The sequence below is a fragment of the Promicromonospora sp. NFX87 genome (assembly GCF_048564965.1).
In the GTDB taxonomy this organism is placed as follows: Bacteria; Actinomycetota; Actinomycetes; order Actinomycetales; family Cellulomonadaceae; genus Promicromonospora.
Genome location: NZ_CP183413.1, coordinates 3,601,558 through 3,616,400, shown reverse-complemented (window position 1 = coordinate 3,616,400; position 14,843 = coordinate 3,601,558). Strand labels below are relative to the sequence as shown.

Annotated in this window: 12 protein-coding genes; 7 read left to right on the top strand and 5 right to left on the bottom strand. The window is 71.7% G+C overall.

The window, feature by feature from the left end; translation table 11 throughout:
• Positions 1-67: 67 nt before the first annotated feature.
• From priA to ACNYC2_RS16275, 3 genes are all read left to right on the top strand, one after another.
• Entirely contained in the window at positions 68-811 is a 744-nt protein-coding gene (priA, locus tag ACNYC2_RS16285; RefSeq protein ID WP_419702793.1) for a bifunctional 1-(5-phosphoribosyl)-5-((5-phosphoribosylamino)methylideneamino)imidazole-4-carboxamide isomerase/phosphoribosylanthranilate isomerase PriA, read from the top strand.
• Positions 808-1,536: an SseB family protein gene (locus ACNYC2_RS16280; RefSeq protein ID WP_419702792.1), complete on the top strand. Its 729-nt coding sequence runs from the start codon at positions 808-810 to the stop codon at positions 1,534-1,536. The genes priA and ACNYC2_RS16280 overlap by 4 nt, the downstream gene beginning before the upstream one ends.
• A gap of 143 nt (positions 1,537-1,679) precedes the next feature.
• A complete protein-coding gene (locus tag ACNYC2_RS16275) occupies positions 1,680-2,195 on the top strand; it encodes a hypothetical protein (protein ID WP_419702791.1) in 516 nt (171 codons plus the stop codon).
• Between the two features lie 132 nt (positions 2,196-2,327).
• On the opposite strand, the gene ACNYC2_RS16270 is transcribed toward ACNYC2_RS16275, so the two are convergent.
• From ACNYC2_RS16270 to ACNYC2_RS16260, 3 genes are read right to left on the bottom strand one after another with little or no spacing between them, the layout of a single operon-like run.
• On the bottom strand, positions 2,328-3,083 hold the full coding sequence (locus ACNYC2_RS16270) for a S1C family serine protease (protein WP_419702790.1): 756 nt from the start codon (positions 3,081-3,083) through the stop codon (positions 2,328-2,330).
• Positions 3,080-3,634 (bottom strand): hypothetical protein, encoded by a 555-nt coding sequence (locus ACNYC2_RS16265; RefSeq protein ID WP_419702789.1) that lies wholly within the window; start codon positions 3,632-3,634, stop codon positions 3,080-3,082. Before ACNYC2_RS16265 ends, ACNYC2_RS16270 begins: the two co-directional genes overlap by 4 nt.
• On the bottom strand, positions 3,634-4,011 hold the full coding sequence (locus ACNYC2_RS16260) for a DUF1844 domain-containing protein (RefSeq protein ID WP_116677642.1): 378 nt from the start codon (positions 4,009-4,011) through the stop codon (positions 3,634-3,636). The genes ACNYC2_RS16265 and ACNYC2_RS16260 overlap by 1 nt, the downstream gene beginning before the upstream one ends.
• A 94-nt stretch (positions 4,012-4,105) precedes the next feature.
• Here ACNYC2_RS16260 and ACNYC2_RS16255 point away from each other — a divergent pair, with 94 nt between their 5' ends.
• Positions 4,106-7,177 carry an alpha-mannosidase gene (locus ACNYC2_RS16255; RefSeq protein ID WP_419702788.1) on the top strand — a complete coding sequence of 1,024 codons (3,072 nt, stop codon included), beginning with the start codon at positions 4,106-4,108 and terminating at the stop codon, positions 7,175-7,177.
• Between the two features lie 62 nt (positions 7,178-7,239).
• Here ACNYC2_RS16255 and ACNYC2_RS16250 read toward each other — a convergent pair whose 3' ends face one another.
• Entirely contained in the window at positions 7,240-7,794 is a 555-nt protein-coding gene (locus ACNYC2_RS16250) for a hypothetical protein (RefSeq protein WP_419702787.1), read from the bottom strand.
• A complete protein-coding gene (locus tag ACNYC2_RS16245) occupies positions 7,791-8,879 on the bottom strand; it encodes a helix-turn-helix domain-containing protein (RefSeq protein ID WP_419702786.1) in 1,089 nt (362 codons plus the stop codon). Before ACNYC2_RS16245 ends, ACNYC2_RS16250 begins: the two co-directional genes overlap by 4 nt.
• A 214-nt stretch (positions 8,880-9,093) precedes the next feature.
• Between ACNYC2_RS16245 and ACNYC2_RS16240 the strand changes: the two genes are divergently transcribed.
• From ACNYC2_RS16240 to ACNYC2_RS16230, 3 genes are read left to right on the top strand one after another with little or no spacing between them, the layout of a single operon-like run.
• Complete coding sequence (locus ACNYC2_RS16240; protein WP_419702785.1) at positions 9,094-10,392, top strand: ABC transporter substrate-binding protein; 1,299 nt, start codon at positions 9,094-9,096, stop codon at positions 10,390-10,392.
• On the top strand, positions 10,392-11,438 hold the full coding sequence (locus ACNYC2_RS16235; RefSeq protein WP_419702784.1) for a LacI family DNA-binding transcriptional regulator: 1,047 nt from the start codon (positions 10,392-10,394) through the stop codon (positions 11,436-11,438). The genes ACNYC2_RS16240 and ACNYC2_RS16235 overlap by 1 nt, the downstream gene beginning before the upstream one ends.
• On the top strand, positions 11,435-14,626 hold the full coding sequence (locus tag ACNYC2_RS16230) for a GH92 family glycosyl hydrolase (protein ID WP_419702783.1): 3,192 nt from the start codon (positions 11,435-11,437) through the stop codon (positions 14,624-14,626). The genes ACNYC2_RS16235 and ACNYC2_RS16230 overlap by 4 nt, the downstream gene beginning before the upstream one ends.
• Positions 14,627-14,843 lie beyond the last annotated feature (217 nt).

The following is a 14,843-nucleotide window of genomic DNA, read 5'->3' as shown; positions in this document are numbered from 1 at the left end:
CCGGTCTCGACAGGCTCGACCCACGGAGCAGCACCCATTCTTCGGACAGATCGAAACTTGGAGAGACATGACCGACCGCCTCGTGCTCCTGCCCGCCGTCGACGTCGCTGACGGCCAGGCCGTCCGCCTCGTCCAGGGCGAGGCCGGCTCGGAGACCTCCTACGGCGACCCCCTGACGGCGGCCCTGGACTGGCAGTCCGGCGGCGCCGAGTGGGTCCACCTCGTGGACCTGGACGCCGCCTTCGGGCGCGGCTCCAACGCCGAGCTGCTCGCGCGGGTCGTCGGGGAGCTCGACGTGCAGGTCGAGCTGTCGGGCGGCATCCGCGACGACGAGTCGCTGGAGCGCGCGCTCGCGACCGGCGCACGTCGCGTCAACCTGGGCACCGCCGCGCTCGAGGACCCGGCCTGGACGGCCAAGGTCATCGCCGAGCACGGCGACCGCGTCGCCGTCGGCCTCGACGTGCGCGGCACCACGCTCGCCGCGCGCGGCTGGACCAAGGAGGGCGGCGACCTCTGGGAGGTCCTCGGCCGCCTCGACGAGGCAGGCTGCGCCCGCTACGTCGTCACCGACGTCACGAAGGACGGCACGCTGCGCGGCCCCAACCTGGAGCTGCTGTCCAACGTCGCCGCGCGCACCTCCGCGCACGTCGTCGCCTCGGGTGGCATCTCGTCGCTCGACGACCTGACCGCCCTGCGCGCGCTGGGCACGATCGAGGGCGCGGTGGTCGGCAAGGCGCTGTACGCAGGTGCGTTCACCCTGCCCGAGGCGCTCGACGTCGCCGGCCGCCCGGGTGCCGAGGCCGGAGAGTGAAGTCGATCCAGCCGTCCAGCCAGTTCGCGGACGACGACGGCTCGGCCGACGCCGAGCTGACCCGGCTGCTCGACGGCTACACGACGGGGACCACCCCGCTGCGCGACGTCGTCGCGCGGCTGGCCGAGACCCGCGTGCTGGTGCCGGTCCTGGCCGAGCTCGGGGTCGCCGAGCAGAACCCGGACGGGCTGACCGTGGACAAGGAGGCGTCGTCCGGCGTCGTGGCGCTGGAGGCACCGGACGGGCGCCGGGCCCTGCCCGTCTTCACGTCCGTGGCTGCCATGCGGGCCTGGCGGACCGACGCGCGGCCGGTGCCGGTCGAGGCGTCCCGGGCCGCGCTGTCCGCGGTGAACGAGAACTGGGCGCTCATCGTCGTCGACCCGGCCGGGCCGTCGACCGCGCTCGTGCCGCGGCCCGCCGTCTGGGCGCTGGCCCAGGGGCAGGAGTGGCGGCCGGCGCTCGTACCGCACGAGGACGGGATCGTCGTGGACCCGGAGGTCGCCTCGGAGGTCGCCGTCGCGGCGGCCCCGGTGCAGCACGTGGTGCGGGCGCACGCCGAACCCGGCCGTACGGCAGAGGTCGCCGTGGTGCTCGCCCTGAACCCGGGCCTGGACCGCGCCGGGCTGGACGCGGTGCTGGCCCAGGTCAACGCCCGGCTGGCGGCGTCAGAGGTGATCTCGGCGCGGGTCGACTCGCTGGAGCTGAGGATCGGCGCCGCGCGCTGAGCAGGAAGAAACAGCAGCAAAGGGCATTCGGCATTGCGTATACGCAACACTGCTTGTCTTCTCGCGCTATAACTGTTCATCGATGGCAGTATGACTCTCCTGCGCCGGATTGAACCGAAAGCGAGAGAGCTCTGCCTGCCCACGTGTTCGTCGACGAGTCCAAGAGCGGGGATTACCTGTTGATCGCCACGGCGGTCGAGCCTGCCAGACTGGCGACCGTGCGGAAGGTGATCAGGGGGCTTGTCCTACCTGGACAGCGCCGCCTGCACATGAAGTCCGAGAGCAACCCTCGGCGTCGGCAGATCCTCTCGGCTCTTTGCGAGGAGGGCGAGAAGGCGACGATCTATCGAGCGGGGAGCGCCTACAAGAGCGACATCCAGCGTCGTCGCGCCTGCTTGAGTTCGATGGTCGCTGACATCGCGAGAGCGGGGCACCCGAAAGTCTGCCTGGAGTCCGATGAGACGATGGACGAACGTGATCGGCGTGACCTGGCCTGCCTCATCAAGGAGCACGCATGCCCGGATCTGCTCTACCTGCATGAGCGTGCCGCTCAAGAACCGTTGCTCGCCGTGTCGGACGCGATCGGCTGGGCATGGGCCCGAGGCGGGGACTGGCGTCGCCGCGCATCGCCTCTGGTGGAGTCGGTCACCGACGTCTAGAAAGCGCGAAACCCGAGCGCCACAACCGTCCGGAAGGGTCTCGGGTCCACTTCTCGGGGCTACTGCCCCTCGCGCTCTCCAGGCTACACGGTGTGTGGGCGAGGGGCCATCCCGCCCAGATGTCGTCGAAGCTCAGCAGCCCTTCGCCGGGGTGAACGCCGTGTCGTCGGCGAGCATGTCCTGGAGCGTGGACAGCGGCACGAGCAGGCTGTTGTCGTCAGCGGTCTTCGCGTAGACGACGCCGATCACCCGGCCCTTGTCGTCCAGCGCCGCCGACCCCGACGAGCCGGGCTCGACCTGGGCGTCGGTGAGCAGCACCTCGCCGAGGTTCGCGTTGAGCGGGTCCCGCGTGGCGCCCATGACCTCGCCCTCCGTCACGGTGAGCTCGCCGCCCGCCGGATAGCCCACGACGGTGACGGGGTCGCCGGGCTTCGGGTCGGCCTTGGCCAGCTTCGGGAACGACGGCAGGGGGTCGGTCGTCCGGACGACGGCGAGGTCCGCGAGCCCCGCCGTCGAGGTGGCGCCGACCGTGATGTCGTGCCCGTCGTAGGTGCTGACCTCGAGGTCCTTCGAGTCGGAGACCACGTGCTTGTTCGTGATCAGGGTGTGGGCGTCGATCGCGAAGCCGGAGCCCGTCGACAGCTCCTCGCAGCCCACGTTGCGGATACGGACCGCCATGCGCTCGACGGCGTCGAACCCGTCGGGGCTCAGCGCGTCGCCGCCGGCCGCCGGAGAGAGGCCCACCGGGGACGACGGCACGATGTCGCTCGGGACCGGCTCCGGCAGGGGCGGCAGCACGCCGCAGCCGGCCAGCGAACCGGTGAGGAAGAGCGTGCCGACGACGAGCGAGGTGCGGCGGCCCGCGAGCGAGCGGCCCGCCGGCCTCACGGCCGCAGCTCCTTCTGCAGGGACTCGTTCGCGTTCTCCGCGTCCGCGCACAGCGCGTTGACCTGCTCCTCGTAGCGGCTCAGGTCCGCCGGCTCGTACTGGTCGGCCTCCTTGAGATAGCCGACGAGCTCCTCCTGGCCGGACACACACTGCCCGAGCGCCGACGCCACGGTGGCCGCGGCCGCGCTGACCTGCGTCTGGTAGTCGAGGTACTGCTGCGAGGCGACGTTCTCGTCGCCGAGCTGGGCCTTCTCGTTCGCCAGGTCGGTGATGCGCGACGTGGCGGTGGACAGCTGGTCGCGGGCGGCCTGCAGCTCGGTGTTGGCGCCCTCGAGCTGCATCCGCAGCGAGGCCACCTCCTCGGCGTACTCGTGCGCCTTGTCCTGCCACTCGCCGGCGTTGCGCTGCCAGCGGACCGTGGTCACCCACAGGTAGGCGCCGACGGCGATCGTGGCGACCAGCAGGACGGCGAGCACACGAGAACCACGGCCGCGCCGCGGCCCGGGTGCCTGAGCGGGTTCCGGTGCCGCCAGGACGGAGACCTCGGTCATCAGACGACGGAGCCCGTGTACTTCTCGCCAGGGCCCTCGCCCGGGGCGTCCGGGATCACCGAAGCCTCCCGGAACGCGAGCTGGAGGCTGCGCAGACCGTCCCGCAGCGAGCGGGCGTGCTGGTTGCCGATGTCGGGCGCGCTCGCGACCACCAGCGCGGCGAGCGCGGTGATCAGCTTGCGGGCCTCGTCGAGGTCCTTGAGCTCCTCGGCGTCGTCGCCCTCGGCCAGGCCACACTTCACGGCGGCGGCGCTCATCAGGTGGACGGCGGCGGTGGTGATGACCTCGACCGCCGCGACCTCGGCGATATCGCGTGTGGCCTGGTCAGTGCCCACCGGAGCCTGGATGCCGGCGGGGGTCTCGTCGCTGGAGCTCATGGGCTCCATCTTTCCATCCCGACAGGGGTGCGGGTGAACAACGAGTCTGGGCTAGCCTGCCTGGGTTCAACGGTGACACAGGGGAGGCCCTTCGATGCATGACGACATCACACTGACCACCGGGCGCGCGCAACGCGTGCTGACGGAGCGCATCTGGCCGGCGGTCCACGCGACGTCCGTACCGCTCGACGTCGAGTGGCACGCGCTGCCGGGGGAGCCGATCCCCCCGCGAGAGGGTCTGGCCCTCGCGATGGAGCCCTACGAGGTGGGCACGCCGTGGGGCGCCGCCTGGGGCACCACCTGGTTCCGGCTGACCGGATCGGTCCCCACCGAGTGGACCGGCCGGGCCGTCGAGGCGGTCATCGACCTCGGCTTCGACGCCAGCATGCCCGGCTTCCAGGCCGAGGCGCTGGTCTACCGCCCGGACGGCACCACGGTGAAGTCCATCAACCCGCGCAACCAGTACGTCCCGGTGGCCGACGCCGCGTCCGGCGGCGAGCGGGTCGAGCTGCTCCTGGAGGCGGCGTCCAACCCCGTGCTCCTCGGGCACGACCTGTTCAAGCAGACCCAGGAGGGCGACACCAGGACGTCCTCGCCGCGGTCCCTGTACACGACCCGGCGCATGGACCTCGCGATCTTCGAGGCCGAGGTGCACGACCTCGCGCTCGACGTCGAGGTGCTGCTCGAGCTGCAGGCCGAGCTGCCCACCGGCCCGCGCCGCATGCGGATCCTGCAGGCGCTCGACGACGCGCTCGACGCGCTCGACCTGCAGCGCATCCCCGAGACGGCGGCGGACGCCCGGGCGGCGCTCGCGGACGTGCTCGCCAGCCCGGCGGAGCCGAGCGCCCACGAGATCTCGGCCGTCGGCCACGCGCACATCGACTCCGCCTGGCTGTGGCCCGTCCGGGAGACGATCCGCAAGGTCGCCCGGACGACGTCGTCCATGGCGGACCTGATCGACCGCACCGACGACTTCGTCTACGGCATGTCGTCGGCGCAGCAGTACGCGTGGGTCAAGGAGCACCGGCCCGAGGTGTGGAGCCGGATCAAGGACGCGGTCGCGGGGGGCAGGTTCCTGCCGCTGGGCGGCATGTGGGTCGAGTCCGACACCGTGATGCCGTCGGGCGAGGCGATCGCGCGCCAGTTCTCGCAGGGGCAGCGGTTCTTCGAGCGGGAGTTCGGGATCCGCAGCAAGGGCGTGTGGCTGCCCGACTCGTTCGGCTACTCGCCGGCCCTGCCGCAGCTCGTGCGCCGCGCCGGGTTCGACTGGTTCTTCACGCAGAAGATCTCCTGGAACCAGGTCAACGTGTTCCCGCACCACACGTTCTGGTGGGAGGGCATCGACGGCTCGCGCGTCCTGACGCACTTCCCGCCCATGGACACCTACAACTCGCAGCTCTCGGGCGAGGAGCTGGCCAAGGCGACACACCAGTTCCGCGAGTCGCGGCGGGCCTCGGGCTCGATCGCGCCCGTCGGGTTCGGCGACGGGGGCGGCGGCACCACCCGGGAGATGACCGGCAAGGCCGAGCGGCTGGCCGACCTCGAGGGCAGCGCGAAGGTCCGCTGGGAGCACCCCGACACGTTCTTCGAGCGCGCTCGCGAGGAGCTCACCGCGCATGCGACGAGTGACAGCGCTGTCTGGGTGGGTGAGCTCTACCTGGAGCTGCACCGGGCCACGCTGACCTCGCAGCACAAGACCAAGCAGGGCAACCGCCGCAACGAGCAGCTGCTGGTCGAGGCGGAGGCGTGGGCCGCGACGGCGTCGGCCCGTACCGGCGCGGACTACCCCTACGACGAGCTCGACGCGCTGTGGCAGCAGGTCCTGCTGCTGCAGTTCCACGACATCCTGCCCGGGACGTCGGTCGCCTGGGTGCACAGGGAGGCCATGGAGACGCACGCACGGATCACGGAGGGTGCGCAGGCGATCATCGAGCGCTCCCTGCGGGCCCTGGTGGGCGAGGGCGACACGGCCCTGCGGGCCAACCCCGCGGTGTTCGCGCAGGCGGGGGTCCCCGCGCTGGGCGTCGTCCCGGCGACGGCGCCGACGTCGGCGCCGAGCACCCTGACCGAGCTGTCCGACGGCGGCTACGTGCTGGCCAACGACGTCGTCCGGGTCACGCTGGACGCGGCCGGCCACGTGACGTCCGCGATCGACCTGGCAAGCGGGCGCGACGCCGTCGCGCCCGGTCGCCTGGCGAACGTGCTGCAGCTGCACCAGGACTTCCCGAACAAGTGGGACGCCTGGGACGTGGACCGGTTCTACCGCAACTCGGTGACCGACCTGCGCGAGGCCGAGAAGGTCACCGCCGCCGTGGACGACGGGGTGGCCACGGTGACGGTGCGCCGGCAGTTCTCGTCGTCGAGCCTGGAGCAGGTGATCACGCTCGCGCCGGGCAGCCGGACCCTCGAGGTCGCCCTGCGGACCGACTGGCACGAGGCCGAGAAGTTCCTCAAGGTGGCCTTCCCGCTCGACGTGCGCGCCGAGCACATGGCGGCCGAGACGCAGTTCGGCTTCCACAAGCGGGTCACGCACACCAACACCAGCTGGGAGGCCGCCAAGTTCGAGACCTCCATGCACCGGTGGGTGCTCGCGGAGGAGCCGGGCTTCGGCGTCGGCCTGGTCAACGACTCGATCTACGGGTACGACGTGACCCGCGAGGTCTCCGACGACGGCGTGGCGCCGGCGCCCGGCGTCCCCGCGGTGACGACCACCGTGCGGCTGTCGCTGCTGCGGGCCCCTCGGTTCCCGGACCCCGAGACCGACCAGGGCATCCAGACGCACCGGTACGGGCTGGTCGTGGGCGTGGACACCGCGGCGGCCACCGAGGCAGGCGCGACGTTCGGTGCGCGGACGCGGGAGCTGCGCGGCGCGACCGGCGTCGAGCCGCTCGTCACTGTGAACGGCGGCGTGACGCTGTCCGCCGTCAAGCTCGCCGACGACCGGTCGGGAGACCTCGTGGTGCGCGTCTACGAGGCGCTCGGACGTCGCGCGTCGGGCACCGTCACGGTGGCCGCGCCGGTATCCGGTGCGCGCACGGTGAGCCTCATCGAGGACGACATCCAGGACGGTATCGAGGGCGGCGCGGTGGACATGACGGCGGACGGCGTCGTCGCGCTCGACCTCGCCCCGTTCGAGGTCCGCACGCTCCGCTTCGCGCGAGCCTGACCGGAGGTCGTGGCGCGAGATCCGCTGCAGCGGATCTCGCGCCACGACCGGTCAGCGGTGCGTCAGGATCCTTCCTGGCACCACTTCTCGAAAGCCTCCCTGCTCTCCCGGAGCTCGGGCGGGACGGCACGGGACAGGTCGTGCAGGCTCAGCGCATAACCGAACGCCGTGTCGATGTCTGCCATCCCTTGTCGGACGGCCAGTCTGACGAGGTCCCACGTGTCGATCGCGACCAGACCTCGGTACCGGGCTTGCCGCGCGGCATCGGCGTCGTCGGTGACAAACATTGCTCCGACTGTGCGAGCCTCCATCAGCACTATGGTCTCTGCCTCTCCCAGGTGTGCCCGTGCACTGTCGCCGGGCCGCGCCATGAGATCGCGCAGATCGCGAATGTCGATGTGCTCTTCCTCGGTCTGAGGCTCCCAGGGCACGCCGAGCAGGTCTTTGGCGAGGAGGAGCTCCAGCCGGCCTTCGACCTGCGAGGCGCCCTCGCACTCCTGGCTGACGGTGAGGCACCATCGGCCGCGGTCCCGCAGCAGCCGGCTCAACAGATCCATGCGGTTGATGAGCGCGAAGTTGATCAGAACGGTGGTGTCCGGGAAGACGAACGCGGTCATGCGAGAGATGTCCCGAAGGCAGCCGCCAGCTCCTGGACGCTCAGGCGTTGGGTGTCGGGCCTCGATACCTCGACGGCGTCCTCGTCCACACCGAGCATCCAAGCGAGCGTGGATGCTCCGAGCCGTCCCTCGGTGATGCCACGCTCGTGCGCGTCACAGATGAACGCCGGAAAGCGTCGTGCTGTCGCCTCGCGCCGACGCTCCGCGATCTCGGCCCAGCGGTCGGGCATCGCCGTAGCACGCAGGAACTGGACTGTCGGCGTCTCGAGCCAGCCGCGAACCGTTGGACGGAGCTCGAGGCCGAGTGCCTCGGCACGGATGCGTACTGCGGCAGTCGACACGCCCCAGTCCCACAACAGTGATCCGAGCTGGGTCGCCTCTGTGACGTCCTGCAGCCGCTTCATCTCGTCGGCGGGGAGCAGCACCTCTGCCGCGAAGCGGTTGGCAGCTCGCTCGGCCGCGGCGTTGGCGGAGGTAGTGGCGCAGTCGTCGCCGTCCACCAGGTGTCCGAGCTCGTGGGCGAGCGACCAGTTCTCGTAGAACCAGTTGGCTGTCTCGCGCAGCACGACGACCGCGCGTCCGCCGATGGACATCGCGTAGTCGGTACCGACCTCGCGGATCCGCACGACGTCGACCTCGAACCGCGCTTCGACGACATCGGCAAAGCGACGGACGCCGTCAGGGCCGGCCAAAGCCTGGCGCAGCTCGACGGCATCAGCCGGCAGGCGGGAGGCCGGTAGGGGCTCGCTCGGACAAGCCTGCTGGTAGGCCACCTGGATGTCGCGGAGGACTCCCGTGTCGTCGCTCGCCGACCTGTTGCTGTAGGTGCTCGTTCCGTGGTCGTAGGCGTGGCGGGCCGCAACCTGCAACCTGTTGGGGTCTTCCTTGCCTGTGATCAGCCAGTACACCTCGACGCCGAGCTCGTCGGCCAGCTGGACGATCTCGAGCGAGCCGAATCCTCGGACACCGTTGAGCGCGCGCGAGAGCGCATCAGCAGGCATACCGACCTTGTGAGCCAGCTCCTTCTGGGTGAGGCCCTGTTCCTGGAGGATGGTGCGGACCCGGCTGCCGATCGTGGTGTCCATGCTTCAACCGTACGCTCGAATTGGGATTAACCCAATCGCTGTGGCAGGGTGAACTCTTCGTCGTGGTGTGCACCCGGAGTGCCCTGGTGCTGCCCTTGACACTGCCAGGGTCACGCGGCACGCTAGCGGCGCTAAAGCGCTTTAGTCGGCGCAGCAGCACCAGAGACACGGCAAGTCCCCGGGGCGCGACGAAGCATTGCTGGAAGGAACTGTCATGAAGATCAGGAGCATCGGGGCCGCTGGAGCAGCCCTGACCGTGCTGGCCGCCCTCGGCGGCTGCACCCTGAACGGCGGGGACGACGCCGGGGCCGGGCCTGCCGCCGACACCACTGCGGGCGCCACCGCCGAGGTGACCGGCGAGGTCACGCTGCAGACCTGGTCGCTCAAGCCGAACTTCACGGAGTACGTCGAGGGAGTCATCACCGACTTCGAGAAGACGTACCCGGGCACCACCGTGACCTGGCTCGACCAGCCGGGCGACGGCTACTCGGAGACGCTGCGCGCGCAGGCCGCGGCGGGCGAGCTGCCCGACGTCACGAACCTGCCGCCCGACTTCGCGTTCTCGCTGTCGGACGAGGGCCTCCTCACGGACCTCACGACGGTCGACGACGCGCTCGAGGACACCTACGTGCCGGGCGCGCTGGAGGCCTACCGGTACGCGGGTACGGAGGGCACGTTCGGATACCCGTGGTACCTGACCACAGACCTGAACTACTGGAACACCGAGATGTTCGAGGCCGCGGGTCTCGACCCGGCGGCGCCGCCCACCACGCTGGACGAGCTCATCGCGCAGGCGCGCACGATGAAGGACGTCACCGGCGGCTACCTCATGAGCCGCAAGCCGGGACTCGGCGACTTCGCGGCGGAGGGTCTCCCGATCCTGTCCGAGGACGGCACGAGGTTCACGTTCAACACCCCGGAGGCCGCCGAGCTGCTCGACGCCTACCGCGACGCGTACGCCGACGGCCTCATGCCCGACGACGTGCTCACCGACGCCTACCTCGGCAACAGCCAGCTGTTCACCGAGGGCAAGGTGGCCTGGTCGACCGGCGGCGGCAACTTCATCGCCACCGTGCTCGAGAACAACCCGTCGCTCGAGGGCAAGGTCGCCCCGTCGCCGTACATGGGTGCCACCCCGCTGTACGTGCAGGGGCTGTCGATCTCGAGCCAGTCGACCAACGTGCCGACGGCGGTGGCGCTGGCACGGTTCGTCACGAACGCCGCCAACCAGGAGGCGTTCGCCCAGGAGGTGCCCGGCGTCTTCCCGTCGACCGCCGAGTCGCTGGAGAAGCCGGAGCTGGCCGAGAGCGACGGCACCCCGCAGGGTGCGGCGAAGCAGATCGCGTACAACGGCCTCGGCACGGCGCGGCTGCTGCAGCCGGTAGAGGTCAGCGAGGCGATGACCACCATCATCAACCAGCAGCTCGCGGCGGCGATAGCGGGGGACAAGACCTCGCAGGAAGCCCTGGACGCGGCGGTCGAAGAGTGCGACAAGCTGCTCGCCGACCAGTGATGTCGTCCGCGGGACACTCGAACCGCAGACCGACGATCGCCGACATCGCCGCGCGCGCGGGCGTCTCCCCGACGGCGGTGTCGTTCGCGCTCAACGACCGTCCGGGGATCAGCGAGCAGACCCGGACCCGCATCCTGGCCGCCGTCGCGGAGCTCGGGTGGCGGCCGAACGTGGCCGCCCGCGCCCTGGGCGGCCGGCGGGCCGACACGGTGGGCCTGGTCGTCACGCGACCGGCGCGGACCCTGGGTGTGGAGCCATTCTTCGCCCAGCTCGTCTCGGGACTGCAGGCGCGGCTGTCGGCGGACCTCGTGGCGTTGCAGCTGCTGGTGGTGGAGGACGTGTCCGCCGAGCTCGACGTCTACCGGCGCTGGGCGGCCGAGCGGCGTACCGACGGCGTGGTGGTGCTCGACCTCGAGAGCGACGACCCGCGCCCCGAGGAGCTGGCGCGGATGGGCCTGCCGGCGGTGCTGCTCAGCGGCGACGGCACGCCGGGCCCCGTACCCGCGGTCTTCGCCGACGACCATGCCGCCATGACCTTGCTCGCCGAGCACCTGGCAGCGCTGGGGCACGTGCACGTCGGCCATGTGGGCGGCGTCGCCGCGTACGTACACTCCGCGCGGCGGGCCGCCGCGCTGCACGACGCCGGGGCGCGCCTCGGCCTCCACATCACGACAGTGCCGGCGGACTTCTCGCAGGGCGAGACCGCGGCAGCAACGAGGGCCCTGCTGGCCCGTGACGAAAGGCCTACTGCAATCGTCTACGACTCCGACGTCGCCGCGCTCGCGGGCGTCACAGTACTGGCCGAGGCAGGGCTCGACCTGCCCGGCGACATCTCCGTGGCATCCTTCGACGACTCAGAGCTGGTGCGTCTCGCGCACCCGCCGCTCACCGCGATGACCAGGGACACCTTCGAGCTCGGCGAGCTCATGGCGGCCACGATGCTGTCGCTGGTCCGGGGGGAGCCGGTGCCCGACGTCGTGGACGCCCCCGCCCCCGTGCTGACCGTGCGCGGCAGCACGGGCCGGGTCCCGGAGGTGGCCGCATGACCGGGCCGGCACACGTTCCCGCGGGGCGGCCCGGCGTCGGCCTCACGAGCGAGCACGCGCGGCGGATCGGCCACGCCGGCGCGGGCCGCACGGTGGTGCTCGACGGGCTGGACGTCCCGCTCGAGGCCGGTACGGAGCTGCGCTGGACGCTCCTGCCGGTGCTCGACCAGGAGCTCACCTACCGCTCGACCTACGTGGCGGTCGACCTGCTGCTCGACGACGGGACGTGGCTCCTGGAGACCGAGCCCGGGCGCGAGCTGAGGGACCAGCACCGCATGCCCGCGACCGCCGTCGGGCAGGGCGAAGCGCGGATCCTGGTGCCCGACCACTGGAACGTGGTCCGGGTGGACCTGGACCGGGTGGCGGAGCTGCTGCCCGGCCGGCGCGTACAGGCTGCCGCCGTCGTGACCGCGCCGCCGGACGGTGGCGACACCGAGGTCTGGCTGGATGCGGTCACCGTCGGGCGGCGCCCGGAGCGCATGGTGACCGGGCGAACCGACCTCGTCGACACCCGGCGCGGCACCCACTCCTCGGGCGCGTACTCGCGCGGGAACAACGTGCCCGCGGCCGCCGTGCCGAACGGCTTCACGATGTGGGTGCCGCTCACCGACGCGTCGACCGAACGCTGGCTGTACTCGTGGGCCGCGCACAACGGGCCGGACAACCGGCCGCGCCTGCAGGGCATCGGCATCTCGCACGAACCCAGCCCGTGGATGGGGGACCGCGACCAGCTCGCGTTCCACCTGGTCCCCGCGCAGCCGGGCGAGGAGGGCGCGCCCGACGCCGGCCTGGAGGCCCGCGCGCTCGCCTTCTCGCACGACGCCGAGACGGCCCGCCCGCACCGCTACGGCGTCGACCTGGACGGCGGCTCCCGCATCGACGTCGCGGCCTCGGACCACGGCGGCGTCCTGCGGTTCACGTTCCCGCCCGGCGCCACCACCGGCCACCTGATCGTCGACGCCGTGAGCGATGCAGGAGCGGACGGCCCGCCCGTCGCCGTCACCGTGCACGACGACGGCACGCTCACCGGCTGGAGCGACCACGGCAGCGCGCTCTCGGTGGGCCGCAGCCGCATGTACGTGGTGGGCCAGGTCTCCCGGCCGGTCCTGCGCACGGGCCGGGCACGCGGCCGCGAGCACGCCACCTACGCGACGGTGGCGCTGGACCCGGCGGCAGGGCCCGGCGACCAGGCCGACCGCACGGTGGAGGTGCGCGTGGCGACGTCGTACATCAGCGAGGACCTCGCCTGGCGCGCCCTGGACCGCGAGGTGAGCGGTTCCTTCGACGACGTGGCCGAGCGCGCCCGCACGCAGTGGGAGGAACGCCTCGGCGTGCTCGATGTAGTGGGTGCCACCGAGGAGCAGCAGGTGACGCTCTACTCGAACCTCTACCGCCTCAACCTGTACCCGTCGTCGTACACGGAGTTCGGCACCGACGGTGAGCTCGTGCACGCCTCACCCGTGCTCGACGGCGCGCCCGTCCTGCCCGGCGAGATGTTCGTCAACCACGGCTTCTGGGACACCTACCGCACCTGCTGGCCCGCCTACGCGCTGCTCTACCCGGACGTCGCCGCGCGGCTCGCCGACGGGTTCGTGCAGCAGTACCGCGAGGGCGGCTGGGTCGCGCGGTGGTCGTCGCCGGGCTACGCCGACCTGATGACGGGGACGTCGTCCGACGTCGCCTTCGCCGACCTGTACCTGCGCGACGTGCCCCTGCCCGACCCGCTCGCCACCTACGACGCGGGCCTGCGCAACGCGACCGCCCTGCCCACCCGGTCCGGCGTGGGCCGCAAGGGCCAGGACTTCGCGCTCACCCACGGCTGGGTGCCGCGCGACGTCGACGAGTCGGTGTCCTGGGGCCTCGAGGGCTACATCAACGACGCCGGCCTGGCCCGCATGGCCGCGGCGCTCGCGGACGCGCCGGGCACGCCCGAGGACCGACGGCGCGCCCTGCGCTCCGATGCCGCCTACCTGCGGCAGAGCTCGCTCGGGTACGTGCACCTCTTCGACGCGGGGACCGGGTTCTTCCGGGGGCGCGGCCGGGACGGTTCGTTCGGCTCCGGCCCGTTCGACCCGGACGAGTGGGGCGGCGACTACACCGAGTCCGACGCGTGGAACTTCCTGTTCCACCCCGTGCACGACGGCGCGGGCCTGGCCGCCCTGCACGGCGGCCGCGAGGGGCTGGAGCGGCTGCTGGAGCGGTTCTTCGCCACGCCGGAGCGGGCGGACAAGCCCGGGACGTACGGGTCCGTGATCCACGAGATGGTCGAGGCGCGCGACGTGCGGATGGGCCAGTTCGGCCAGTCCAACCAGGTGTCGCACCACATCGCCTACGCGTGGCTGTTCGCGGGACGGCCGGACCGCGCCCAGGCGACCGTGCGCGAGGTCCTGGCGCGGCTGTGGACCGGCAACGAGATCGGGCAGGGGTACCACGGCGACGAGGACAACGGCGAGATGTCGGCCTGGTACGTCCTCTCCGCACTGGGGCTGTACCCGCTGGAGATCGGGTCCTCGCGCTGGGCGGTCGGCTCGCCGCTCTTCGAGCGCGCGGTGGTGCACCGGCCCGACGGCGACCTCGTGGTCGAGGCACCCGGCGCGGCCGACAGCTGGTACGTGGCGGGGCTGGAGCTGTCGGACGTCGATGGCGCGGCCCGGGCGGTCGAGGCTCCGTCGGTGGAGCACGGCGACCTGACCGGGGGAGCGACCCTCCGGTTCGCCATGTCCGGGACGCCGACGAGCTGGGGGGTGCCGGCGTCTGCCGACCCGGGGCGCGGCCTGGCGGGTGCGGGGCCGGACAGCGAACCGGTCCGGCCGTGGCAGCGGGCCGACGGCGGATGGCACGGCGCCGACGGGCCGCTGCCGCGGCTGACGGACGGCGACCTCACGACGGCTGCCGAGGTGGCGGGCGTGCTCGAGTGGCGTCCGTCCGGCGAGGCCCCGGAGGGTGCGGTGCTCCGTGCGTACACGCTGACGTCGTCGGCGGGGTCTGCGGGGGACGCGCAGCCGCCGTCGGCGTGGCGACTGGTCGCGGACGACGGCCGCGTGCTGGACGAGCGGTCGGGCGAGCGGTGGCCCTGGCCGGGCCAGCTGCGCCCGTTCGTGCTGGCCGAGCCGATACCGCTGACCGGACTCCGGCTGGAGCTTCACGACGGTGGGGCGCTGTCCCAGGTGGAGTTGCTCGTCGCCTGATCGACGCCGACTTCGGTTACTTGCATGGGACGTCCTGCGACTTCGGTCCTTCGCCACGAGATCGGTCAATCAGCTGACCGATCTCGTGGCAAGGACCGAAGTCATGGGCCCGGCCACCCCGAACTAGTTCCGGTATGTGAGATCTGGCCATAGATCGTTGACTTCTATCGGTTCCATTCGTATGTTCTCTGACATCCAGAAGAACCGCACTAATCCG